At 54.4% G+C, this 23928-nt stretch carries 15 protein-coding genes; 6 read left to right on the top strand and 9 right to left on the bottom strand.

Going from position 1 to position 23928, the window contains the following annotated elements; genetic code table 11:
- Positions 1-2: 2 nt before the first annotated feature.
- Positions 3-1796, bottom strand: coding sequence for a RagB/SusD family nutrient uptake outer membrane protein (locus ACO2Q8_RS02950; RefSeq protein WP_423343287.1), 1794 nt, complete (start codon positions 1794-1796; stop codon positions 3-5).
- Between the two features lie 24 nt (positions 1797-1820).
- Positions 1821-5066: a SusC/RagA family TonB-linked outer membrane protein gene (locus ACO2Q8_RS02955; RefSeq protein ID WP_423343288.1), complete on the bottom strand. Its 3246-nt coding sequence runs from the start codon at positions 5064-5066 to the stop codon at positions 1821-1823.
- Between the two features lie 236 nt (positions 5067-5302).
- On the opposite strand from ACO2Q8_RS02955, the gene ACO2Q8_RS02960 reads away from it, so the two are divergent.
- Positions 5303-5938 carry a TetR/AcrR family transcriptional regulator gene (locus ACO2Q8_RS02960; protein ID WP_423343289.1) on the top strand — a complete coding sequence of 212 codons (636 nt, stop codon included), beginning with the start codon at positions 5303-5305 and terminating at the stop codon, positions 5936-5938.
- Here the strand turns inward: ACO2Q8_RS02960 and ACO2Q8_RS02965 are convergent.
- Both ACO2Q8_RS02965 and rhaT read right to left on the bottom strand, forming a co-directional pair.
- Entirely contained in the window at positions 5894-6148 is a 255-nt protein-coding gene (locus ACO2Q8_RS02965; protein ID WP_423343290.1) for a CBU_0592 family membrane protein, read from the bottom strand. The two genes, ACO2Q8_RS02960 and ACO2Q8_RS02965, sit on opposite strands and share 45 nt — an antisense overlap.
- A gap of 148 nt (positions 6149-6296) precedes the next feature.
- Entirely contained in the window at positions 6297-7334 is a 1038-nt protein-coding gene (gene rhaT, locus ACO2Q8_RS02970; RefSeq protein ID WP_423343291.1) for an L-rhamnose/proton symporter RhaT, read from the bottom strand.
- 449 nt (positions 7335-7783) lie between these two features.
- On the opposite strand from rhaT, the gene ACO2Q8_RS02975 reads away from it, so the two are divergent.
- Both ACO2Q8_RS02975 and ACO2Q8_RS02980 read left to right on the top strand, forming a co-directional pair.
- Entirely contained in the window at positions 7784-8494 is a 711-nt protein-coding gene (locus tag ACO2Q8_RS02975; RefSeq protein WP_423343292.1) for an SDR family NAD(P)-dependent oxidoreductase, read from the top strand.
- Between the two features lie 64 nt (positions 8495-8558).
- Positions 8559-11456, top strand: coding sequence for a M16 family metallopeptidase (locus ACO2Q8_RS02980; protein WP_423343293.1), 2898 nt, complete (start codon positions 8559-8561; stop codon positions 11454-11456).
- Positions 11457-11558: 102 nt separating this feature from the next.
- Here the strand turns inward: ACO2Q8_RS02980 and nfi are convergent, their stop codons facing one another.
- The gene (gene nfi / locus ACO2Q8_RS02985; RefSeq protein ID WP_423343294.1) at positions 11559-12248 is read right to left on the bottom strand and encodes a deoxyribonuclease V; all 690 of its coding nucleotides are present in this window, start codon (positions 12246-12248) and stop codon (positions 11559-11561) included.
- Positions 12249-12379: 131 nt separating this feature from the next.
- On the opposite strand from nfi, the gene ACO2Q8_RS02990 reads away from it, so the two are divergent.
- Positions 12380-13093 carry a hypothetical protein gene (locus ACO2Q8_RS02990; protein WP_423343295.1) on the top strand — a complete coding sequence of 238 codons (714 nt, stop codon included), beginning with the start codon at positions 12380-12382 and terminating at the stop codon, positions 13091-13093.
- 52 nt (positions 13094-13145) lie between these two features.
- Here ACO2Q8_RS02990 and ACO2Q8_RS02995 read toward each other — a convergent pair whose 3' ends face one another.
- The 4 genes from ACO2Q8_RS02995 to ACO2Q8_RS03010 all read right to left on the bottom strand — a co-directional run bounded on the left by ACO2Q8_RS02995 (position 13146) and on the right by ACO2Q8_RS03010 (position 19313).
- Positions 13146-14522: a serine hydrolase gene (locus tag ACO2Q8_RS02995; protein WP_423343296.1), complete on the bottom strand. Its 1377-nt coding sequence runs from the start codon at positions 14520-14522 to the stop codon at positions 13146-13148.
- A gap of 70 nt (positions 14523-14592) precedes the next feature.
- Complete coding sequence (locus ACO2Q8_RS03000) at positions 14593-17514, bottom strand: carboxypeptidase-like regulatory domain-containing protein (RefSeq protein WP_423343297.1); 2922 nt, start codon at positions 17512-17514, stop codon at positions 14593-14595.
- Between the two features lie 141 nt (positions 17515-17655).
- Positions 17656-18792 (bottom strand): helix-turn-helix domain-containing protein, encoded by a 1137-nt coding sequence (locus tag ACO2Q8_RS03005; RefSeq protein WP_423343298.1) that lies wholly within the window; start codon positions 18790-18792, stop codon positions 17656-17658.
- 113 nt (positions 18793-18905) lie between these two features.
- On the bottom strand, positions 18906-19313 hold the full coding sequence (locus ACO2Q8_RS03010; protein WP_423343299.1) for a hypothetical protein: 408 nt from the start codon (positions 19311-19313) through the stop codon (positions 18906-18908).
- A 319-nt stretch (positions 19314-19632) separates the two neighbouring features.
- On the opposite strand from ACO2Q8_RS03010, the gene ACO2Q8_RS03015 reads away from it, so the two are divergent.
- Both ACO2Q8_RS03015 and ACO2Q8_RS03020 read left to right on the top strand, forming a co-directional pair.
- Positions 19633-22143 carry a DUF2339 domain-containing protein gene (locus ACO2Q8_RS03015; RefSeq protein WP_423343300.1) on the top strand — a complete coding sequence of 837 codons (2511 nt, stop codon included), beginning with the start codon at positions 19633-19635 and terminating at the stop codon, positions 22141-22143.
- Complete coding sequence (locus tag ACO2Q8_RS03020; protein ID WP_423343301.1) at positions 22118-23356, top strand: hypothetical protein; 1239 nt, start codon at positions 22118-22120, stop codon at positions 23354-23356. The genes ACO2Q8_RS03015 and ACO2Q8_RS03020 overlap by 26 nt, the downstream gene beginning before the upstream one ends.
- Positions 23357-23928 lie beyond the last annotated feature (572 nt).

The following is a 23928-nucleotide window of genomic DNA, read 5'->3' on the forward strand; positions in this document are numbered from 1 at the left end:
GATTACCAGCCGAAAATCTGCTTGAGCGCCGGATTGAGCAACACCTGCTGCTGCGGAATAGGCCGGTAATAATATTTGGGATCGTCAAATTTCCGGGGCGTCGTTTCGGTCACCATCGTGCCGCCGTTCGTGCCGTTTTTCAGATAAACCGTCACGTCGTCGGTGCTGCTGCCCGCCCGGTAATAAATCAGCGTCACGCCCAGCGCATTCTTTTCTTTTCGCTCCTCGGTTGGAATCGACGCGCTCTTGTCGATCAGGATGATGTCTTCCACACCGTCGCCGGTCAGGTCGTATTTGCCCAGACCGGGGAAGTACATGCCCTCGGGAATATTCGTCAGCAATTTACCGGCTTTCCAGCGCATCAGGTCATCGTACCGCGAATTTTCGAAGGCAAACTCCACGCGCCGTTCGCGCCGGATTTCGAGCAAAACACCCCGATTGGCCCCGCTCAGGTTCGGGTATTTCGACACCATGAATGGATCGGGCGTCGCGTTGGCTTTTGCCAGATCGAGGTTCGGAAGGCCAGCCCGTTTCCGCAGCAGGTTCACCGACTGGTCGAGATCGGCCTGGGTCAGCTTGCCGAGTTCGGCCTGGGCTTCGGCGTAAATCAGCAGGGCTTCGGCGTAGCGGTATACCGGAAAATCGGCGCCGTTGACGATGATGTTATTCGTGCTGTTGATGTAGCCTTTCAACTGGTGATAGCCCGTGAAGTTCTTATTCAGCCGCTGGATGTAGGGTTGCGCGTCGGGCTGGCGCACCCAGCCGGGATAAGCCACGGTTTGCATCAAACGCGGGTCACGGTTCTGGAACTCCTTCACAAAACCGAACTGCTGGTAACCGGTCTGGCCCGAAAAATACGAACCGTCTTTCATCAGGTATGTCTGCACCAGGTCGCGGGCGGGTGCCTGCTCGTAGTCCCCAAAAACCGTCGAGTTGACGCCCCCGTTCCGTTTTTTATCCACATCGTACGCATTCGTCAGGATCACTTCCGGGTTGGTCAGCAGGTTCTGGCTCGAAAACAGGGCCGCGTAATCTTCGTTCGGTTTTCCGGTCGAATAAATCGAAAACTTCTTCGACGCCATGATTTCGGCCGAAACCGCAGCCGCCGTTTCCAGAAACCCGTTGGCTGTGGTTTGCAGATTCAGTTCGTCGTGGTATTTGCGGTAAGTACCTTCGTAGAGTGCCACCCGGGCCTGCAACAGCTTGGCGGCCCATTTGCCGGGCGTTCCGGTCGGCACCTCTTCGCGCACGTTGGCAGCCGCAAACGCCAGATCGGCCATCACGCTGTCTACGACCATCGTACGGGGGTCACGCGGTTTGTACAAATCCGGATCGTCGGGGTTCAGCGAGCCCGAATACCAGGGCACGTCGGAATACCGCTTCACCTTCTCGAAATAAAACTCCGCCCGGTAATACCGCGCCAGGCCCGCGTAATGATTCCGGACGGCCGGGGTCACGTTGGCTTTCCGGTAGTTGTCCAGAAAATAGTTGATGTTCCGCAACCGCTCCCATGTCCAGCCGCCGGTGATGTTCTGGGCAGTGGGCGTGCCGGTCATGATGGTTTTGACCTCCACGGCACCGGTCGTGGCGGCATTGTCGGTGTTCTGGTCGTTCAGGTACGACCCGGTCCCCGGCAGCGAGAGCAGGCCGTTGACGTACAATGCCAGGTCTTCTTCGGTATTGAAAAACGCTTCCGGCGCGATGGACGTTTGCGGATACCGGTCCAGAAAATCGTCTTTACAGGACGTGGCCCCGACCAGCAGGCCGAAAAACAGGAGATAGAAAGTCTTTTTCATGATTTCGAGCGGGTTAGAGAGCCATTACAATTCAAAATTCAGGCCCACGGCCATTTTCCGCTGGAACGGATACGCCCAGCCATTCCCGGTGTTGATCGCTTCGGGATCGGTGTACTTTTTGATTTTCGAGAACTCGAACAGGTTTTCACCGCTGGCAAACACCCGCACCCGGTTAACCTTGATCCGGCGGGTCAGCACCGGGGGCAGCGTGTAGCCGATGGTCACGTTTTTAACCCGCACGTAAGCCGCACTGAGCAGGTATTTGGTCTGGGGAATGTCCAGCCCGGAACCGTAGTTGGCATCCGCCAGCCAGGATTGCAAAACCGGGAATTCGGCATCGGTATTGGCATCGGCCAGCCCCGCCTGGAGGTACGAAGCCGAGTGCTTCGCGCGGTCGGCTTCCGGTTCGGCCGTAGCCCGGTAGAAGTCGAGGTTCCAGGGGTAAACGTTGGCGTAAGGCTGCTGGTAGGGTCCCCAGTAGAGGTAGTGACGCGGGTAGTAGTCGGCTTTCCCGACGCCCTGCAGGAAAACTGCTACGTCAAACCCATGCCAGTTGGCGTTCAGGTTCAGGCCCAGCCGGTAGCGGGGCGTCGAGTTACCGATGACCGACAAATCCTTCGGATCTTTCGCCGACAAGCCCTGTTCAATCTTCCCATCACCGTTCAAATCCCGGTAGCGGGGCCAGCCCGGTACAATCGACAACGCCCCCCAGGGAATGATGGCCGTCTGGTCGATCTGCTTGATTTCGTCTTCGGTCCGGAAAAAACCGTCGTTGGTTAACCCCCAGATTTCTCCCAATTCCTGCCCGACGCGGTAGCTCGAGAATAATTCCTGTTCATTTTTAAACTTCGTAATGAACGAACGCGAATCGGAGAGAATGAATTTGGCGTCGAAGGTGAGCGGTTTGGCTCCGACCACGTACGAATCCCGGTAATTCAGCGTCAATTCCCAGCCTTTCGTGCGCAGATCGGCCGCATTCTGGCTAGGCACCGTCGTTCCGAGCACGGCTGGTAACTCCTGCCCCGCCGTCAGCATCCCTTTCGTGTTCCGGATGTAATAGTCGAACGACAGCAGTACTTTTTCTTTTAGCAGGCCCACATCCGCCCCGAAGTTCAGGGTCGAAACCCGTTCCCAGGTGTAATTGCGCGGGTCGATCCGCAACGACGGCGCGCTGGTGATGACGGTTTGCTTGTTGCCATTGATCAGGTAGCCCGATAGGTCGGTGGGCAGCGTCTGGATGTAGTTGAAGTTACCCACGCTCTGGTTGCCCAGGTCGCCGTACGAAGCCCGCAGTTTAAGGGTCGGCACGTAGGGTAACATGTCGCTCAGGAAAGGTTCGGCGCTGGCCACCCAGGCCCCCGAAACTGAGGGAAAGAAGCCCCAGCGGTTGTTCGACGGAAACCGGGATGAGCCATCGTACCGGCCGTTGGCTTCCAGAATGTACCGCTCTTTGAACGTGTAGTTCAACCGGCCGAACAGGCTGCGGGTGGCAAACGACTGGTAGGTCGGGCGGATGAAGCCGTCGCCGGTCGTCAAGCCAATGTACGGCAACGAGGACGAAATAAGCACATTTTTCTCAGCTTCCAACGACGAATACACGTAGCTTTCCTGGTTGTAACCCGCCAAAGCCGTCAGCGCATGGTTCCCCAGCGTTTTCGAGTAATTGGCGTAGAGGTTATACACCGTGTTGGTCAGCGTACCGTTGCGCTCGATGACGTAGCCGTTGCCGCCCTCCTGCCGAATGTCGCCGGGGCCAAAACCGATGCTGAATTTGCGGGAATCCCAGTTGTATTTCCACTGCTCGCGTTTGAAACTCGCGTCACCGGTTATCTGCAAAGCGTCGTTCAGGAACGACCCGACAACCCGCGTAATGTTCTGAAACCCGAACATGCTTTCGGTATTTTTCCCGCCATCGGTCAGCCGGGCTGCCAGCCGTCCGGCGGCCGTATTGGCCCACGAACCGTCCGGATTTTTTGCCACATCGGTGGGTTGCAGAAAATAGGTATCGATAATGGATGATGTCGGGTCCGCGCGTTCGGTCTGGTAAATCGTTCCGTTATTGTCGACTTTCAACCACTTCAGGGGCGCAAAATTGAAGCGGCCCCGGAGCGTGTACCGGTTCCAGTAATCGTCGGTCAGCTTGTTGAGGCCGTTTTCCTTGTTGTAATCCGCCGACAGATAATACCCGATCGGCATTTTATCGGCACCGGCGCTGCCCGACATCGAAACGCTGTGGTTCTGCGACAGACTCGACCGGCGGTAAAAATAATCGTACCAGTTGTTGCTGCCCATGTAGGCCCATTTGGTCGGGTCGTTCGGATTTAGCCGCACATCTTCCACCGCCGGGTTTTCGGAGCGTTCCTTCGCCCAGCGGTAATGCTCGTCGGAATAATTGACGTAATCCCAGGGCGTGTTGTCGGTGGCGGTTTCGAGCACCCGCGAAAAAATGTACGGGTCGGTGATCGGCTGCGGCAGCACGGTCGATTTTCCCCAGGCGAAAAAGTTGTTGTAAACGATTGACTGACGGCCTTTTCCGCCCTGTTTGGTCGTGATCAGTACGACGCCGAAAGCCGCCCGCGCGCCGTAAATCGACGCCGAGGCCGCATCGCGCAGCACCGAAAACGAGGCAATATCCGACGGATTCAGGCGCAGCAGATCATCATTATTCGTCGACGGAATGCCGTCGATCACGATCAGCGGCTGGCCGCCATTGATGGACGTAAAACCCCGGATGTTGATGTTTGGGATTGTGCCGGGCCGCCCTCCGCCGTACGTAATGTTCAAGCCCGGACTAATGCCCTGCAAGCCCTGCAAGACATTGGCGACCGGCCGGTTTTCGATATCCTTCCCGGCAATCTGGTCGACGGCCCCGGTAATGTTGATCTTCTTTTGGGTGCCGTACCCCACCACCACGACTTCCTGCAAATTGGCCGCATCCTGTGTGAGGTTGATGTCGATGGCGGTGCGCCCGTTGACCGGTTCTTCCACACCCATATACCCGATAAACGATACCGCCAAAACCGCGTTGGCGGGCACATTATTCAGGGTGTAGCGGCCCTGCCCGTCGGTCGTGACGCCCTTTTGGGTGCCCTTGATCACAATATTAACGCCCGGCAGCGATTCCTTCGCAGTTCCGCCGGTGATCAGGCCGCTAACCGTGACACCCTGCGCAACAACCAGGCCGTTGGCTAGCAGGACCAGCCCCCAGAAAACACCCCAAAACCGGGAAGAAGGCAGCCGATTGGAAAAAACATGTGGTAGATTTTTCATCATACACAATGGTTAACTGTGGAAGAGAAGAGATTGAAAATCAACTTTTTTCATAGAGCGACTTGGTCCAGTCAGGTTGATTGCAAAGGTAGAGTTTAGGGTCTCCAACGGACGTTAACCCAGTGTTACAAAATTGTTAATTTTGTTTGAATATTCATTCAATTTATTTAAAATTTACCCATTGTTTTTTCCCGTATATTTGGGACTTTTAATCCGTTGATTGATGCATCAGTAGAATGGGAAGAAAAAGCCTTAAAGACACCCGGCGGCAGGAAATTATTCAGATGTTTTACCAGGTTGCCAAAAAAGAAGGGCTGGAGAACACCTCAATTGCCAAGATCGCGGTCGTGATGGCAATCAATCCCAGCCTGATCATGCATTATTTCCAGACGCGGGACGATTTGATCAGCGGGTTGATTGATTTCATGCTGGATAAATACCAGTTGATCTTCGACATCGCGACGCAGCGCCACGATACTCCCGAAGCAGTTTTGCTGAAAGTCATCGACCGGTTGTTCTCCAAAGACTGGAACCACTTGTTCGACGACGGCCTGTTTTACAGTTGTTATTCGCTGACGTTTCGGAATGCAGTGATTCAGGAGAAGTATAAAACGATGCTGGATTCGCTGCGTCACAAACTAGCCCGGCTGATTCAGGATTGCGCCAACGCCGGGGCACTGCAAACCGCGGATGCCTACCAAACCGCCGACCTGATTTTTGTCCTGGTCGACGGCGCCTATTATTACTTAAGTCTGGTCAGCGACAAAACCGAGTACGAGCAAAAACTAGGTCAATACAAGCAACAGGCGCTCACCTTGCTTGATCCGTCAAAAGCGCTGAACGGGCCGGTAATTCCGGCAGATCGCCCATAAACCGATGAGCAGCCAGGCGACGTTGACGACGATGCTCTGATGGTCGTGCGTGTGCATCGAATTAATAATCAACCCGATGGCTCCGAGGACATTCAGCAAATGGAAAGGAAGCCTGTCCGCGCGCACCAGCCGCAGGGTCAGCAACAGATAGGCAAGCAGGTAGAAAAAAACGCCCAGCCAACCGGCCAGTTCGATCCAGAAAAGCGCCATTACAGTTCGAAGTGACTCCGGTAAGAACGCTCTGAAAATACGGATAATTTACGGTAAACCCCGCCGGGGACTTTTCTTAACAAAAGAATTACATACCAATGAGCCGCTGTCAGGACGGTTCTCGACGCTGACAGGGCACATCCGGGTTTCATTCCGCCAGATAATTTCCGATCCCGACAATGACGGTCGAGAATACTACCGTGGCAATGCCGAGCGTGATGGTACGCATCGTCGGGCGGTTGGCTCCGCGCCACTCGTGCAGGTACAGCCCCCAGAAACTGCTAAAGGCAATAATGAAGGCCATGTGCAGCGTCCAGCCCGAAAACCGGTATTCGCCCATCTTGCTGTCGCCCATGCCGTAGAAGAAAAATTGCAGGTACCAGGTGACACCAGCCATCGCACAGAAGATGATATTCCGCACTGCCGGAGCCGACACGTTGGCGTAGTCCGAGTAGGTTTTATTCTTGATATTGAGGTAGATACACCAGATGGCGTTGGTGGTCAGACCACCTAGCAGGATGAACACCAGCGGGGCATTGTTCATGTACAGCGGATCAGCCCCGTTCTGCACGGCCAGTTCGGCAATAGGTTGTCCGGCGGTGAGACCAAAGGAAAAACAGGCGCTCATGATGCCGGAAAAAACCGCCACCAGAATGCCTTTTTTCAGATCGAATTCGGCAATGGTTTCCTTCTTTTTTTCGTCGGACATGGATTTTTCCTTCATCATCCCAGCGATGCCGCAAATGGCAATGCCCAGCACGCAGACGCCCAACCCCAACATGATGACCTGGCCAGAAAGCGTACTCATCAACGCTCCGAACTGCCCGAGCCAGATCGGCGGCACGACCGTTCCGAAAACCGCACACAGGCCCAGCACCACGGCCATGCCGAGCGACAGGCCCAAATACCGCATCGTCAGCCCGAACGTCAGCCCACCGAAGCCCCAGAGGACGCCCCAGAAATACGACCACCACATAGTTTCGGTGGGGGCCGCTGCCAGCACATCGAACAGGTTGGGTACAGTCAGTAAACCGAACAGAAGCGGAGCGACCACCCAGGAGAAAATACCGCCCACAAGCCAGTAACTCTCCCAGGACCAAACCTGCACTTTTTTATACGGTAAATAAAAACTGCCGGACGCGAATCCGCCCAACGCGTGTAAGACAACTCCCCAAATTACGGCCATCGGTTTTAAAAAATAAACGCGAATTTTTCACCCCCAACCCCCTAAAGGGGGCTCTCAGATCCGGGTATTTAAGCCCCCTTTAGGGGGTTGGGGGTGAAGTCTCCAAGTACGCAGTATAGCGCTTTTTCAACAAATCTGTGCAATTTATCAGGAAAGACCTTCCTGTTCTCTCCTGAACCTCAAAGCACAAAAACCGCCCGGTCTAACGATCCTGTCCGCCAACATTTTTCTTCTTTGGCGAAGGCAGGAGAGTACGGCATAGTTAGATCTTTCCGATTAAATACTTTTACTACGTAGAATACTATTTCATCATAGGTTAGTAGGATAGGCCCGTTGGATTTCTAATGGGCTTATTTTTTCTCCCAACGCCCTCCGGCACCCGTTTTCCGGCCTAAATTATTCTCCCGGTTTTTTCTAACCTCGACGTTCACTTTCGCGTTGTGGGGAATATGAGCAAATTCACCGAAAAGAACATCCTGATCGTCGGCGCATCGTCCGGGATTGGTCAGGCCGTTGCGCGGCAACTGGCCGCCGAGGGTGCCACCCTGTTTACGGCCGGTCGGCGCAAGCCCGAAGGCTTTTCCTCTACCCATCTGACCTGGGATGCCACCCAGCCCGACGAAACCGCCCTGAACGCCCTGCCTGGTACGCTGCATGGTCTGGTCTATGCCCCCGGAACCATCCGGCTGGCTCCCTTTGGCCGTCTGAAAATGGAGCATTATGAAGAAGATCTGAAACTGAATGTGCTCGGGGCGATTTCGATCCTAAAAACCGCCATGCCCGCGCTGATTCAGGCCAAATCGGCCAGTGTGGTGCTGTTCAGTACGGTAGCCGCTCAGCTCGGACTGGGGCTGCATTCGTCGGTCAGCGTCGCCAAGTCAGCCGTCGAGGGGCTGGTCAAATCGCTGGCGGCCGAATACGCCCCGCACTACATCCGGTTTAACGCCGTGGCACCCTCGCTGACCGATACCCCGCTGGCACAAGCCGCCGGACTAGTAGCCCCCAACCGACTCGAAGCGGCCGGAAAACGGCATCCGCTGGGCCGAATCGGTACGCCCGACGACATCGCCGGGATGGTCACGTTCCTGCTGTCGGACGAATCCGCCTGGGTCACCGGGCAAGTTCTCCATATCGACGGCGGGATGAGCACCCTGAAATAAGCCAAAAAGCTTTCATATATGTAGCTATTCGACGTAATTTGTATAGATTCACCAGCCCTATACAATGAAACGAATACGCTATTGCATCGGCGTTCTGAGCCTGCTGCTTACCCACCTGGCCTGGTCGCAGGCCCAGCTTGTCGAAACCGTCAACCGCAAGGACGGTGAACTGATCATTCCGTACCAGAAGTACGTGCTGTCCAACGGCCTGACGGTGGTGGTGCACGAAGACCATTCCGACCCGATCGTTCACGTCGATGTGACGTACCACGTCGGGTCGGCCCGGGAAGAAATCGGCAAATCCGGTTTTGCCCACTTCTTCGAACACATGATGTTCCAGGGCTCCGACCACGTGGCCGACGACGAGCACTTCAAACTCGTGACCGAAGCCGGTGGCACCCTGAACGGAACCACCAACCAGGACCGGACCAATTACTTCGAAACCGTCCCGAGCAACCAACTCGAACGGGCGCTCTGGCTCGAAGCCGACCGTATGGGTTTTCTGCTGGATGCGGTCACCCAGAAAAAATTCGAGATTCAGCGCGCAACTGTGAAAAATGAGCGCGGCCAGAACTACGACAACCGCCCCTACGGCCTGGTGAGCGAGTATACGGCCAAAAATCTGTACCCGTACGGCCACCCCTACTCTTGGCTCACGATCGGCTACATTGAGGACCTGAACCGGGTAAACGTCAACGACCTGAAAAACTTTTTTCTCCGCTGGTATGGCCCCAACAACGCGGTGCTGACTGTGGGCGGTGACGTGGACCCGAAGCAGGTGGTGCAACTGGCGGAAAAGTATTTCGGCAGCATTCCGAAAGGCCCGGAGGTGACCAAAACCGTGGTGCCGACGGTCGTGGTCGAGAAAGACCGCTATGTGTCGTACGAAGACAACATCCGGTTCCCGATGCTGCGGATGGTGTACCCGACGGTGCCGCGTTTCCACCCCGACGAAGCTCCGCTGGATGCGCTGGCCGAGATTCTGGGGGGCGGTAAGAGCTCCCTGTTCTACAAGAATTTTGTCAAAGCCGAGAAAGCCGTGCAGGCAAACGTCGGCCATCCGGCCAACGAACTGGCGGGCGAGTTTACATTCACCGTATTGCCCTTTCCCGACAAGCGGCTCGACAGCACCGAAGCCATTGTGCGCAACACGCTGGTTGAATTTGAAAAACGGGGCGTTACCGACGACGACCTGGCGCAATTTAAAGCCACCCGCGAAGCCGATATGATCAACGCTCTGTCAAGCGTGGCCGGAAAAGTATCGCAACTGGCTTCCTTCCAGACCTTTGCGGGTACGCCGAATTATTTACCGAAAGAGTTCAAACGCTACCAGGACGTGACAAAAGCCGACATTATGCGGGTGTACAACCAGTACATCAAAGGCAAAAAAGGCGTCATTCTGACGGTGTATCCGAAGGGCCAACAGGCCATCGTGGCGCATCCGGACAACTACACCATTGCGACCGAAGGCTACAAAGCGCCCGATTACGGCTACGAAGGCCTGAAATACGTGAAAGCCAAAGATTCGTTCGACCGAAGCAAAAAACCGGGTTCGGGTCCCAGCCCGGCCCTGAAAGTGCCACCGTTCTGGACCGACAAGCTGCCGAACGGCCTGAAAATGATCGGCACGAAAAACGATGAAATACCGACCGTGACGATGCTGTTTTCGGTGAAAGGCGGTCACCTGCTCTCGGCCAACGACCCCTCGAAAGCCGGGATTGCCCAGCTCACGGCCTCGTTGATGAACGAAGCCACGCAGAATTACAGCAACGAAGAGATCAACGCCAAACTCGAAAAACTCGGCAGCAGCATTCAGATTTACGCCGGTACGGAAGAAATCGGCGTTTCGGTGTCGTCGCTGACCAAAAATCTGGACGCCACGCTGGCGCTGGTGGAGGAGAAACTCTTCCGCCCCCGGTTTGCGCCGGAAGACTTCGAGCGGCTGAAAAAACAGCAGATCGAGCTGATTGCCAACCAGAGCACGCAGCCGGTTGTGATTGCCAACAAGGCGTACAACAAGCTGCTCTACGGCCCTGACAACATCCGGGGCATTTCGTCCAGCGGCACGATCCAAACCGTTGGCAACATCACGCTGGACGATGTGAAGGCGTTTTACCAGAAAAACTTCTCGCCCTCGGTGACCAACCTCGTCATTGTCGGGGATGTGGAAAAAACCGCCATCCTGTCCAAGCTGGATTTCCTGAAAAATTGGGCGGCCAAACCGGTCAACCTGCCGAAAGAACCCACGCCGAAAGCCGTCGATAAAACCCGGATTTACCTGGTTGACAAGGACAAAGCCGCGCAGTCGGAAATCCGGATCGGCTACCTGACCGACCTGCCGTTCGACGCAACGGGCGAGTATTTCCGGACCGGTCTGGCCAACTACATCCTCGGCGGAGCCTTCAACAGCCGCATCAACATGAACCTGCGCGAAGACAAAGGCTGGACGTACGGGGCCCGCTCGGGATTCGGCAGCACCAAAACACCGGGGCCGTTCACCGCCCAGGCCGGGGTCAAAGCCACTGCGACCGACAGTTCGGTGGTGGAGTTCATGAAAGAAATCACCAACTACGCCAAAACCGGGATTACGGAGGACGAACTGAAATTCCTAAAAAGCTCGGTCGGTCAGCGGGATGCATTGCGGTACGAAACCTCGTTCCAGAAAGCGCTTTTCCTGAACCAGATCGCGGAGTACAACCTGCCCGGTAATTTTGTGGAGCAGCAGAGCCAGATTCTGCAAAAGATGACGAAGAAGGAAATCGACGCCATCGCGAAGAAACGCCTGCCCGTCAATAACCTCATCATCACGGTGGTGGGCAACAAAGCCGCCATCCAGCCCGGTTTGCAACGGCTGGGGTATGAAGTGGTTGAACTCGACAAAGAAGGCAACCCCGTTACGGCAGCGGGCGCTTCGTCACCGGCCTCGCTGGGTGGCGCGTCGTCAACCACGCCCCGGAAGTAAGCAAACGTACCCACGGACCGGGCCGCGCAGGCTTTAGTCCGTGTGATCCAGCATAACCGTTGAGTTGATATTAACTACTGGATAATAATAAGCTCACACGGACTAAAGTCCGTGGGTACGTTCGCGACGCAGTGCGTTAACCAGGTTGTGCGTCCGGCGCGTGGGCTCGGGAATCCGGCGGCCACCGTTGCAGCGCAACGTCAGGTCGATGGCGGTCTGTAAATCAATTAGATGGCCGGGTGAGACATAGACCGGATTGACCCGGTTTTTGGTCCGCAAAGCCGCCCCGATGGTTTCGCCATAGTGCTTCATGGGCGACCACGCCCCGCGTTCGGGCGCGGGTTCGTCGTACTTCCCGACCAAAACCGATTTGCCGCAACCGAAGGTTGGGCGGTTCAGAAACAGGCCAGCGTGCGAGGCAATGCCGATCCGGCGCGGGTGTGCGGTTCCGTGCCCGTCGAACATCACCACATCGGGCTCGGTTTTCAGCTTCGTCCAGGCTTCAAGCAGCGACGGAATTTCGCGGAACGACAGCAAACCCGGGATGTACGGAAATGTCGCCGAACTCACCACGCCCACTTCTTCGATCACCTCCAGCGTGTCCAGTTTCAAAACCACGATTCCGGCATACACCGTCTCTTCAAATTTGTTGAACGAAATATCGCAGCCCGCAATCGTCTCGACCGGTTTGGTAAGCGGTTCGATGCGGATCTGGTGCCGCAGTTGCTGTTGCAGGGCCACGGCTTCGGTGGGCGATACGGTCCAATCGTGGAGCAGTTGATATGTTGCCATTTTTTACGGGATTGCAACAGGCTAACGCCAATTCCTGTCCTGAAGTTTAAGGAAACAAGCCTACGACGGTTTTGGGCTTGCCAATCCATTTTTTTCGGTTAGTTTTGACCACAAACCTTTCCCCTCAAGTCATGAAAAAAGCCATCCTGACCTTGCTGATCGTGCCCGCCCTGGCGCTGAGCGCGCTGGCTCAAAGCACACCCTCCGCCGAAGAAGTCATCGACAAGTACCTGACCGCCATCGGCGGCAAGGATTTCCTTGCCAAAGTAACCGACCTGGATGTGCAACTTTCCACCGAAATGCAGGGCAACCCGATGGTGGTGATGCTCAAGCAGAAAGCGCCTAACAAGTTCTCCCGGGTGATGGTCGCCAACGGTATGGAAGTCTTCAAAATGACCAGCGACGGCACCAAGATTGCCTCGGGCGGGATGCGTGGCGGCAACCGCGTACTGGAAGGAAAAGATGCACAACTGGGGCTGATTCAGGGCATGCTATTTCCCGAATTACATTTTGCTGAACTGGGTGTAAAAAGCACCGTGGAAGGCACCGAAAAAATAGCCGGAAAAGAGGCTTACAAAGTCAAACACACGACCTCGGACGGGGCGGCTTCGTGGACGGATTTTTACGATACCGCCACGGGGCTGAAGGTGCAATCCAGCTCGATTCAGAAAACACCCCGGGGCGAGATGGAGCAAAGCATTCAGTATGCCAATTACAAGGATTTCAAAGGGCTGAAATACCCCACCTCGCTCTCGCAGGGCAACGGCCAGTTTCAGATGGAAATGACCGTCGACAAGGTCAAAGTCAATGACGGCGTGAAGGATTCGGAGTTTGTGATTAAGTGATCAAAATGAGCGATCAACCCTGTCAGGGCCGGGGCCACTGGCAGGGTTTTCGTTATAATCTCTTCGCCACATGATCGCCATTCTGATGAACGACCACCTGCGACACCTTCCCGCTGGCGTCTTTGTGAAAGGTCAACCGGGCCTGCACGGTTTTTAGAAAAAATTCGGTTTCGTTTTCCGCAAACACTTCAAACTTGGGTTGCCCGGTTACCTGTAAAAAGAGCTTACCGGCTTCCAGCGTGATCGCCAGCGTTCGGTCCGGCGCTAGTTGATACCGGCCCACGTACTGCCGCAGCACGGTTTCGCCCACCGCAACAGCCTTTCGGTTGACGGGGAGTTGGTACGGTTCGTTGTAGAGCAGTTTCACCAAATCCAGTACAATCGGTTCCAGCGTCGTCAGGTCCGACGCATCGTCGACGTTACAAAGCAGAATGATCACCACATCGTCGTCCGGAATCTGGACGTAAAAAGTGGCAAAACCGGGAATGTTGCCATTCTGAAAAATGAGCTTTTTGGTATCATTAAAATAATTGACGCCCCAGCCGTAGCCCCAGTTGCCCCGGTTGGGGGGCGTCAGGGCGGCTTCCCAGGTTTCGGGTTTCAGCATCCGGCGGTTCTGCACCACCCGCGACCAGCGGTACAGATCACCGACCGAACTGTACATGCCGCCAGCCGCGTAGGCCACCGTTGAATCGACCGTCGGTACCGCCACCAGCCGCGAATCGTTCCGGAAGGTGTAGCCCGTCGTCTTGCCCCGGTTTTTCGTATTGATAAAATCAAAACCGGACTGGGTAAGCTTTAGTGGGCTAAAAAACCGCTCCCGAACGACGGTTTCAAACGGTTTTCCGGTCAGTTTTTCGACAATCAGGCCCAGCAAATAGTAACCCGAATTGGTGTAATGGACAGCCGTTCCTGGCTTGGCTGCCAGCGGTTTGTCCTTAAACTGAGCCACAACCCATTCCTTCGAAACCGGCCGCGTCACGGTGGCGCTGTCGGGCCCGTACAGAATGCTTTTGAAGTCATAAATGCCGGAGGTGTGCCGAAACAACTGTTCCAGCGTAATCTGGTCGCCCTGCGGGTACTCCGGAAAATACCGACTCAGTTTGTCGGTCAACGACAGCTTTTTCTCTTCCTGTAGTTGCAGAATAACGGCCCCCGTAAACGTTTTTGTAATCGAGCCCAGTTGGTAAATGCTGTTCGTATCATTGGGAATCTGACGCACGGCATCCCGCCAGCCGTAGCCTTTCTGTAGTAAAACCGCCCCGTTCTGCGCCACCAGCGCCGTTCCGTTGAACCGGTGCAGCCGGGCGGACGTTGCCAGGTATTCTTCCAGCTTTTCGGTGGTCGTTTTGGCCCCCGGCGCTTGCTGCGCCAGGGTGAAGGAGGTCGCCAGCACCAGGGCGGCCAGGGTATTCATAAGTGTTCTCATAGGGTCTGTTTGTTTGGGCAAAACTGACTCTCAATGTGGTAGGAAGCTATTCAAATCCGGATTTGAGCGGTTATTGTTTGACGATCTGCGGTTCTTCCACCTCCACGCGGACGTAAAACCGGGTTTCGTCCACCTCGAAATCATCGATCGTCATGTTGGGCAAGGTCATCGTCTGCCAGTCCGTTGTAGGCATGATAAAATTGAACTGCTCCGGTTTTTTGGTGACGGCAATCGGCATCCGGAAATTCGGCACGTCGGCTTTCCAGCGGTACTTCACCACCAGCGACGAGCCTTTTTCCAGCAGTTGAACCTCCAGCGTGGGAATGGATGTGTAGTTCAGGTATTGATCGAAAAACCAGGTGTAATCCGTCCCGGTTTTTTCGTTTATATAACCGACAATATCCTTCGTGGAAACTGTTTGCAACCGAAACCGTTGTTGCATACCTTTCAATATATCGCCCCAACGTTGATCGTCGTTGAGCAGGTGTCGGAAGGTGTAAAGCACCAAAGCGCCTTTGGCGTACATATCGCCGATGTCGTAGTGGATGTGGTTCACGTCATAAACGCCAATGATGGGTTCTTTGCCAATGACCTGCCGCGGCAAGGACGCGATGTAGCCCAATTCACCCTCCTCCGGAACCGCCGAGTCTAAATAAAATCCTTCCGAGTACGTGGCAAAGGCTTCGTGAATCCACATGTCGGCCATGTCGCGGCAACTGACGTTATTGCCCCACCATTCGTGCGACACTTCGTGCCAGACCAACTGCATGTGCCGTAGCGTATCGGCCAGCGTGAGCGGCCCGGCGCTGTCGTTCGGCATTTTGCCAAACGAGACGGCGCTCTGGTGTTCCATCGGATACAGCGATTCCATCAGCGTAAAACCGTCGCGCGGAAACGGGTATTTGCCGTAGTGTTTCTCCAGGATCGCCAGCATCGGTTTGACGCCATCGAAAACCCAGCGGAATTTTTCCTGATGATACGGCATGCAATAGTAATCCAGCGTCAGCGAATCCGGGCCGTACATTTCCCGCCGATGGGCGTATTTGCCAATGTTCAGCGTCACGTTATAGTTGTTGATGGGGTAACTCACATACCACTCATATTCCGTCCAGTTGCCGGGCAGGGCGGTTTTGCGCAACAGCCGTCCGTTGGAAATGTCCATCAACCTGTCGGGCACTGTCACGCGGATACGCATACTGTCGGGTTCGTCGGAGAGGTGATCTTTGTTGGGCCACCACAAACTGGCCCCCGAGCCCTGACACACCACCTGCACCCACGGATTGCCTTCTTTGTCTTTGTCCCACAAAAAACCGCCCACCATCGGCACCGAAAAATCCGGTACCTGCGGTTTTCCCGAATAGTCGATTTCCAGTTCCTGCTCACTGCCCGGCTGGAGTTTTTCGGGAAACTGCACAAAAACCGCATTGAACTCCCGCGTGTAGGCCAGCGATTTTCCGCCGTACCGAATCTGGTGAATCGTCATATTAGCGTATAAATCCACCTGAAGTTTGTCCAATGGGGCCAAAACCTTAAACCGCATCCGGTTTTTACCGCTAATGGCCTTGTTTTCGATATCCACCTTCACCGCCAGGTCGTAGAACGTCACGTCGTACTTACTACGAAGCGGACTGAGCTTGCCCCGCAGCGTATCAGCGCGGGTAAATCCGTTCTGCCGGTTACCTACCCGGTTTTTCAGCGGGTTCGACGGTTGAGCAGTCGGAACAACCAGCGATTTTTCCGAAACCGTATCGGCTGAAACGGGTCGCTGGATGTTGTAATTCTCCCAGAAATCCGGATCGTTCTGTTCCCCGATCAGGGTGCTCATCGAGTTGCGGTTTTCAGCGATATCCCCTTCCGCAAACGGGGGAATGCCTTTTGGGCCGACTTCGGTCACCGTAAAGCTGGTCGAAACTTTCCAGGTTTTATCAACCAGGTTGCGGGATTGGCTGTTGATCGTGGCCACATACCGTCGCTCGACATTGCTCAGATGCCATTTGCCTTTGTAGGGTTCATATGTAATGATTTCGTAAAAATCAGACATCTTCAGGTTGAGTTTGTGCACAATGGAGGCCATTTTTTTCAACAGCCAGTCGCGGTTATTTTCCAGATCCAGCCCGGCTTGTGTAATCCGCCATTCCGATCGAACAAAGGCGAGCGTCTGGGCATCGATGTAGAATTTACCCGTCAGGTACGCTTTCCGCTGCCGTTTTCCGGGTTTGATGTCGATCACGTAGGTCATGCGGTCGCCCATGAGCGTACTCAACGTAAAGTCGTAGTACTTGAAATTCCGTTCGTTCAGCAGGCTGTTCTTGTGAATCGGCTGTTTGAGGTAATCCGCCATGAGGGAATTCCGGGCCCCGTTGCTGAGGTTGATGAATGAGGGCAGGTTGTGTTTTGAGCGATCAAATTCCTTCTTTCGGCCTTTGATCAGCTTCAGTTGGTCTTTCGCGTCCGGCTTCCCATAGGCCGCTTTGTAAACCGACAGCACGGCTTCGTTAAACGCCACGGGTTGGTTCTCAAACTGGGTGTCTTCCCGGTAAAAAGCCGTCATCTGCACCGAGGTCGTGTCGTAATTGCGCGGAATCGCGGCCACAGCTTCCCGCAAAATATCGACGGCTGTTTTCCGGCGGGCCTGTACCCGCACTTCGTCCAGCGTCACCGCTGCGGCTTTTAGCCGAACCAACTGGTTTTGGACACTTGTAGCCGAAATTCGTTGCGTAACCGATTGATAACCCACGCTGGAAACCTTTACACTATCGTTGGCATAATCGCCCGGTATTTTCAACAGAAAGGTACCAACCACATTCGACACGGTGCCGATGCTTCGGCCCACCACCGTAATACTGGCAAATGGAACCGGTTCGCCGGTTTCCTGATTGATCACCTTGCCGGAAAGTGTCAGATAACCCGGCTGCGCGGTTGCGCCAACGGCAAAAAGAGTAAAAAGAAGTCCAGAGAGGAATCGTTGAAAGAGCTTGGCTGAATACGGCATGGGCGTTGTGGTTTGCTCCAAAACAAGCCGAAAACAAGACCGCAGTCTGCTCAAATCCGGATTTGAGAGGAAATTAAACACCCCAACCCCCTGAAGGGGGCTTTCTACCTCCGATTTTAGCCCCCTTCAGGGAGTTGGGGGTTATACAACCTGCCGGTTCAGGTATTCTTTGGGTGAATACCCGGTCATTTGTTTGAAGGTGCGCTGAAACGTCGCCTGGGAATTGAAGCCGCATTCGAAGGCAATGCCGGTCAGTGTCAGGTTCGAGCGGGTCGGGTCAATCAGCCGCCGTTTGACTTCTTCCAGCCGGTATTCGTTGACAAACGTATTGAAGCTTTTGCCGAGATGCTGGTTCAGCACGGCGGAAATGGTTTTGGGCGATAGCTGCAAATGCCGCCCGACTTTCTCGACGGTCAGTTCGGGGTCGAGATAGAGTTTATCCGTTTCCATCGCCCTGACCAAACCGGCTGCGGTTTCCTGAATCAACTCGTCGGGCAAAACCGCTGCCGTAGTTTTCCGGATAGGTTCGGGTGAAACCGTACTGCGTGAGTGCAGATACCCGCCCAAACCGAACCAGTAAATCATGATCGCAATCGGAACATAGAGCGGATACCAGCCGAACGCATCCAATAACGCATTACTGGTTTGGGGAATGATATACGGAATTAAATGAAGCAGCCAGATCGTTTGAAAGACCAGAAAAACCGTAATGAATTGCCGAAGCCACCGCCTATTCGCCCGTTGAGGTTCCGTCGTATCCGGATTCGATTGCTGAAATCGGTGAAGCCAGCGGTAGGTTACAATCACATAAGCTGTTACCGAGATCCAGCGCGGAATATCGGCATACTTATCGTACTCGTCCATCAGCCAGCCCACTTTCCGGTTATCCCCGTGTTCGAATGCGCCGAACAACAGGCCCAACAGGAATATCCAGGCCATGAGTCGGCTACCGAAGTCGATAATTGTCGGCCAGAAATGCCGCCGTTCCCGTTTCCCCAGCCGAAAATCGGGGTCCAGCACCGAACGGGTGTAGAAGTAAACCAGCGGCCCGACCGGCATCACGATGATCAGCGGAACGAAATCGACAAACAGATTGATCCACGGGTTCATGATCGGAATCCCGACCGCTAGACTTGCCGACGCCAATAACCCGACCAAAAAGGCCAGCAAGCGGTTCGATAACCGCCGACCTTTGCGGTTAAACCACAGCAAAGCCGCCAGGATAAACCCCTGCGCGGTTCCGAGTAAAAGAATTAAATCCAGCGGTGGAATCGTCATACGGCAAATTACCGAAAAGATTAACATCGCTCAATGGGAAACCGGGCTTTCCCGCAAAAAAGTAAACCCGTCCTCTCTGGAGAGAAGACGGGTTGAACTTTTACTCAGGTAACTTACCGACGGCCATACACCGGACCGCGGTTGGAGCGGCTGGATTGTTGGAAAGCAATCCATTGCTGCAATTGTTTTTTATTCAGCACATCCAGCATTTCCTGCTGTTTCTGCGCCTGCAAACGTTGGTACATGTGCGGATTCCGGCGTTGCATCGTCACCAGTTCCATGTTGTCGTAGCGGTCTTCGATGCGTTTCAGTTCTTTTTCCTGTTTCCGCGACAGATCGACGATGGCGTCCAGTTTATCGATTTTGATGTCTTCTTTCACGTCGTCGAAACGCGAACCGGGTTTGGGGTTGTTGTAGGGTGCATTCGGCCGGTTGGCGTTCGGGTTATAGACGCGTTGCGCCATGGAAACACCAGTGCTTAAAAGGGCTACAGTGGCGAAGGCGATGATGGTCTTTTTCATGGTTGTCAGTGTTTATTTGTTCGTTTCTGAAGGTTAGAAGCCCAAACCGCAGCTGCGTTTAATGCGCTTTTCGTCGGCTCGACCGGGAGCCGGTTTTTACCGATCAGCCGGACGGTTTTACCGACCAGTGCCCTGCGAGTTATTCGTACGGCACGTTAGTTGTTCATTCCCGACCACAACTTGCCAGTTCCCGCACCGGCTTTTCCGATCGATGTGTCAACTTTAGCCTGGAAAATTGTCAGCGACACTAACTTCCCGTATCTTGGAACACCCTGACAAACCGCCACTTATCCCACAACAAATACACTGAAACCGCTTTATGGAAGCGTTCTTACTGATCATCGTCCTGGTGTTGCTCGCCATTCTCTACAACCGGTTTGGCGATATGAAGCAACTGATCCAGCACCAAAATGAAGAAATGGGTCGGCTGCGGGCCGATTTCCGGGAATTCCGGAGCCAGTTCGGTCCCGACGCAGGCCCGGCCCCTGAACGGCCTTACACGATCCTCGACGAACGGGGTGCCGTCATCGAGGTTCCTGAAGAACCGGCTCCGCCCCTGGCTGTTCAGCCCGAGACCGTTCAGCCCGAACCCATTCCATCACCGACACCCCCTGTTCTGGAACCGGCGTTTGATCCGGCCGGAACCCTGCCCCCGCCAATTCCCCGATCCGTTGAAGAACCTGTAAGTCCGGTTTTGCCCACTTCCGAACCCGTTCGCGCCGAGCCGCAACCGTCGTTTTTTCAGCGTTTTTTGCGCGACAACCCCGATCTGGAGAAGTTCATCGGCGAAAACCTCATCAACAAAATCGGGATCGGCATTCTGGTGCTGGGCATTGGCTATTTTGTCAAATACGCCATCGACCAGGACTGGATCAACGAACTGGGCCGGGTATTCATCGGCATTCTGGCGGGCGGGGCGCTGATCGGCGTAGCCCATCGGCTGCGGAAATCGTTCGGAGCGTTTAGCTCGGTGCTGGTCGGGGGCGGTCTGGCGGTGTTGTACTTCACGATCGCCATTGCCTTCCACGATTACCATATTTTCAGCCAGTCGGTAGCCTTTGCGTTGATGGTCTTGATCACCGGTTTTTCGGTTCTGCTGGCGATTTCCTACGACCGTGTCGAACTGGCGGTGGTGTCGCTCGTGGGCGGTTTTGCCACGCCGTTCATGGTCAGCACGGGCGCGGGCGACTACCGGGTGCTGCTGACGTATATATTGTTGCTGGACCTCGGGATGCTCGTTTTGGCGTATTTCAAGAAATGGAAGCTGGTTCACATTGTGGCCTACGGTTTTACGGTCTTGCTCTACGGTTTCTGGCTGTCGGATGCGGTTTTGGAGAAAAAGCTGCCGGTGGCCGGGGCCTTCCTGTTTGCAGCCCTGTTTTATGCGGTTTTCATGGCGATGAATTTGATCAATAACCTGAAAGAAAAAGCGCGGTTTTCGGCCCTGGAAATCAGTTTGCTGCTGAGTAGTACGGCCTTCTTTTTTGCCGCTGGGATGGTGATTCTGGAAAACAGCGGTCACAAAGAATACCAGGGCTTGTTTACGGTGGCGCTGGCTGTCGTGAACTTCGGGCTGGCAGCTTTCCTCTACCGCCGGGAAGCCGTGGACCGCACCCTGATTTACCTGCTGATTGGGCTGGTGATTACCTTCGTCAGTCTCGCCGTTCCGGTGCAGCTGGACGGCAATTTCATCACCATGTTCTGGGCGCTGGAAGCCGTGCTGCTGCTGTGGCTGGCCCAGAAATCCGGTTTGCGGTTTGTAGCGGCTGCTTCGGTGGTCGTTATGGGTCTCATGCTGATCAGTCTGAGTATGGACTGGATGGTTTTGTATGGCCCGGCTTCCACCGAAACCCTGCCGATTTTGCTCAATAAAGCCTTCATCACCGGTTTGCTGGCCGTGGTCGGGTTGGTGAGCACCCGCTGGTTATTGAAAAACCAGACAGAACCTATTTTATTCTGGGTGGGTCAATTGCCGGTGGCGTCGTACCGATCGCTGATTACCTACCTGACCGGGTTGGCCCTCTACCTGACGGGTTTGCTGGAACTGGATTACCAACTGGCGCAGCACGTCGGTTTTGGTCCCAACCGCATTATTCTGCTCGGCTGTTACAACCTGCTTTTTGCGACCGGTTTGGTGTTATGGGGCCAGCGGATCGGCACCCGAAACAGCCTCTGGAAAGCCGTTGGCGTCGGCCTGGTTGGCATCGTTGCGTACCTGTCGACCTACAGCCCGGCGACCATGAACCTGCTGAACGACTATTTTCTCAGCAACGAACCGAGCCTGGTCGGGTTTCCATTTCATTACCTGAGCCTGGTCGGTACGCTGCTGATGTTGTGGCTCATCGATCGGAATAAATCACGGCTGCAACCGCTGCCGCCGGTTCTGCTGCGGCTCTGGCCCTGGTTCATGAGCTACGTCATCGTGTATGTATCCACTTCGGAATTATTCGCCCACGTCATTTATTTTAGTTTCACGGGATCGGAAACCGGTCGGCTGGCTAGTCAACCCGCTCTGGTCCGTTTCGACGAACTGCTGATCCAGATCAACAAAGTAGGTCTGCCGATTCTCTGGGGCCTCTGCGCGTTTGTGTTCATGTGGGTGGGCCTGAACCGGAAAAACCGGCAGCTCCGGATTGTGTCCCTGAGCTTGTTTGCACTGACGATCGGCAAGCTGTTCCTGTACGACATTCAGGGCATTTCGGAGGGCGGAAAAATTGCCGCGTTCATTTCCCTGGGCGTTCTTTTGCTGATCATTTCGTTCATGTACCAGAAAATCCGGAAGCTCATTCTCATCGACGATGCCCATGCAACGCAGGACCCGATTGCTTAAGCTGACTGCCTGTCTGCTCGTTCTCTGGCAGGGTAGCCCAGCCCAGGACTTTCAATTCCGTGCGGAGGTGCCCGCCGTGCCGCAACCCGGTTATTACCGCATTCTGCTGCTGCCCTCGGTGCTTGGGCGGCTGAATGCGGCCCAGACTGACCTTCGGCTGTACGACGACAAAAACCGGGAAATACCGTACCTGCTGACGAAAAATCAGCCCGTTCAGCAAACGCAATTCAAAGCCTACGAATTGATTGGCAAAACCATCACGCCCCGCGTTGCCACAACGCTGGTGCTGCGCAATCCGGCTAAAAGTCCGATCCATTCGCTCGGACTCGTGATTAAGAATACGAACGTCCGCAAAAAAGCGCGGCTGAGCGGGAGCAACGACGCCAAAACCTGGTACGGTATCGAAGACGAGTACGAGCTGGAACCCGTCGCCAGCAGCGCCACGACCTCGGAAGCCAAAATCCTCGATTTTCCGCTGAGCGATTACGAATATTACCAACTGGAAATCAACGATTCGCTGAGTGCTCCGCTGAATATTCTCCAGGTCGGTTATTATACCGCGACCGCCCGCGCGGGTCAGTATGCGGAGATTTCGGGCGTTTCGTTTGCGCAGCGCGACAGTTCGAATCGGAAAAGTTACGTACACATCCGCTTTCCGACGCTGGCCCGACCGGACAAGTTGATGATTTCGGTAAAAGCTCCCTCGCAATACCGTCGGAGCGCCGAACTGGCCCAACGGCGGGTTCGGAAGCGGAAACGGGCGGTTTCATCACCCTTTTTTGAAACTGTTCAGGGCTTTGAACTGAACTCGAAAGACAGCCTGCACCCGGTTTACGTATCGGACCTCCAAACACGGGATTTGTATTTGATTATCGAGAATCAGGATAACGCGCCACTGGCCCTCGAAACGGTAAAAGCCTACCAGGCCGTCACGTATGCACTGGCCGAACTGAAACCCGACCAAGCCTATCACCTGTCTTTTGCCAATCCGTCCGTGGGACGTCCGGTGTATGACCTGGTCTATTTCAAGGATAAAATACCGGCCAATTTGCCCATCGTTCAGGTGCGTGAACCCGTTGCGACCCCAACCGCCGGTGTTGCACCGCCGAGTTTCTTTACGAATCGCTGGCTGATCTGGGGGGCGTTGGGGGTGGTGATTGTCCTGCTCAGTTTCCTCTCGTACCGCATGGTCAATGAGATGAAAAGCCGGTAACGGGCTTTTCATCCCACGCCGAAACGTTCTATCAATCCGCGCGTCCGAAAAAGCGGTAAGCTGCAGCCGCAGCCAGCCCACCGATCAGGTACCAACCAATCGTCATGGCGGCTGTTGTCCAGCCTGCAATTCTATCCTATATAGGGCTTTCGTTTTTACCCCTAAATCCCGAAACGTCGGCCCGGCCTGAAAGGGAGTTTTTGCTCTGGATGTGCAAGCCCCCTTATTGATTTACACGACCTAACGGCTGAAAAGCATGTTTACAGCCCACGGCTTTAGCAGGGGGCTAATAAGCCAACTTAGTAATCCGGCGGTTAGGTCGTGTAAATCAATTAAGGAATTCAGGAGTAAAAGCAAAAGTCTTTTCATTGATATTATATACCCAATTTATTGTACCTAAATAATTTTAAATTCATTATTAATGAATTAATGACCAATATTTATTAATCATATCTCTTTTGCAATGCGTTCAAAGGAAGTCAATAGAATCAGTTAATAAAACTTTTTTTATAAAATATCAAAATTAATTTTGAAAAAACCGCTAAATACCGTAGCCTTGCAAGGTAATTATT

This window comes from Larkinella sp. VNQ87 (assembly GCF_049445795.1).
Taxonomy (GTDB): Bacteria; Bacteroidota; Bacteroidia; order Cytophagales; family Spirosomataceae; genus Larkinella.

What these genes read in the sequence shown, in the direction of transcription:
- ACO2Q8_RS02950 (WP_423343287.1), bottom strand. Translation starts at nt 1,796, where the DNA reads ATGAAAAAGACTTTCTATCTCCTGTTTTTCGGCCTGCTGGTCGGGGCC.
- ACO2Q8_RS02955 (WP_423343288.1), bottom strand. Translation starts at nt 5,066, where the DNA reads ATGAAAAATCTACCACATGTTTTTTCCAATCGGCTGCCTTCTTCCCGG.
- ACO2Q8_RS02960 (WP_423343289.1), top strand. Translation starts at nt 5,303, where the DNA reads ATGGGAAGAAAAAGCCTTAAAGACACCCGGCGGCAGGAAATTATTCAG.
- ACO2Q8_RS02965 (WP_423343290.1), bottom strand. Translation starts at nt 6,148, where the DNA reads ATGGCGCTTTTCTGGATCGAACTGGCCGGTTGGCTGGGCGTTTTTTTC.
- rhaT (WP_423343291.1), bottom strand. Translation starts at nt 7,334, where the DNA reads ATGGCCGTAATTTGGGGAGTTGTCTTACACGCGTTGGGCGGATTCGCG.
- ACO2Q8_RS02975 (WP_423343292.1), top strand. Translation starts at nt 7,784, where the DNA reads ATGAGCAAATTCACCGAAAAGAACATCCTGATCGTCGGCGCATCGTCC.
- ACO2Q8_RS02980 (WP_423343293.1), top strand. Translation starts at nt 8,559, where the DNA reads ATGAAACGAATACGCTATTGCATCGGCGTTCTGAGCCTGCTGCTTACC.
- nfi (WP_423343294.1), bottom strand. Translation starts at nt 12,248, where the DNA reads ATGGCAACATATCAACTGCTCCACGATTGGACCGTATCGCCCACCGAA.
- ACO2Q8_RS02990 (WP_423343295.1), top strand. Translation starts at nt 12,380, where the DNA reads ATGAAAAAAGCCATCCTGACCTTGCTGATCGTGCCCGCCCTGGCGCTG.
- ACO2Q8_RS02995 (WP_423343296.1), bottom strand. Translation starts at nt 14,522, where the DNA reads ATGAGAACACTTATGAATACCCTGGCCGCCCTGGTGCTGGCGACCTCC.
- ACO2Q8_RS03000 (WP_423343297.1), bottom strand. Translation starts at nt 17,514, where the DNA reads ATGCCGTATTCAGCCAAGCTCTTTCAACGATTCCTCTCTGGACTTCTT.
- ACO2Q8_RS03005 (WP_423343298.1), bottom strand. Translation starts at nt 18,792, where the DNA reads ATGACGATTCCACCGCTGGATTTAATTCTTTTACTCGGAACCGCGCAG.
- ACO2Q8_RS03010 (WP_423343299.1), bottom strand. Translation starts at nt 19,313, where the DNA reads ATGAAAAAGACCATCATCGCCTTCGCCACTGTAGCCCTTTTAAGCACT.
- ACO2Q8_RS03015 (WP_423343300.1), top strand. Translation starts at nt 19,633, where the DNA reads ATGGAAGCGTTCTTACTGATCATCGTCCTGGTGTTGCTCGCCATTCTC.
- ACO2Q8_RS03020 (WP_423343301.1), top strand. Translation starts at nt 22,118, where the DNA reads ATGCAACGCAGGACCCGATTGCTTAAGCTGACTGCCTGTCTGCTCGTT.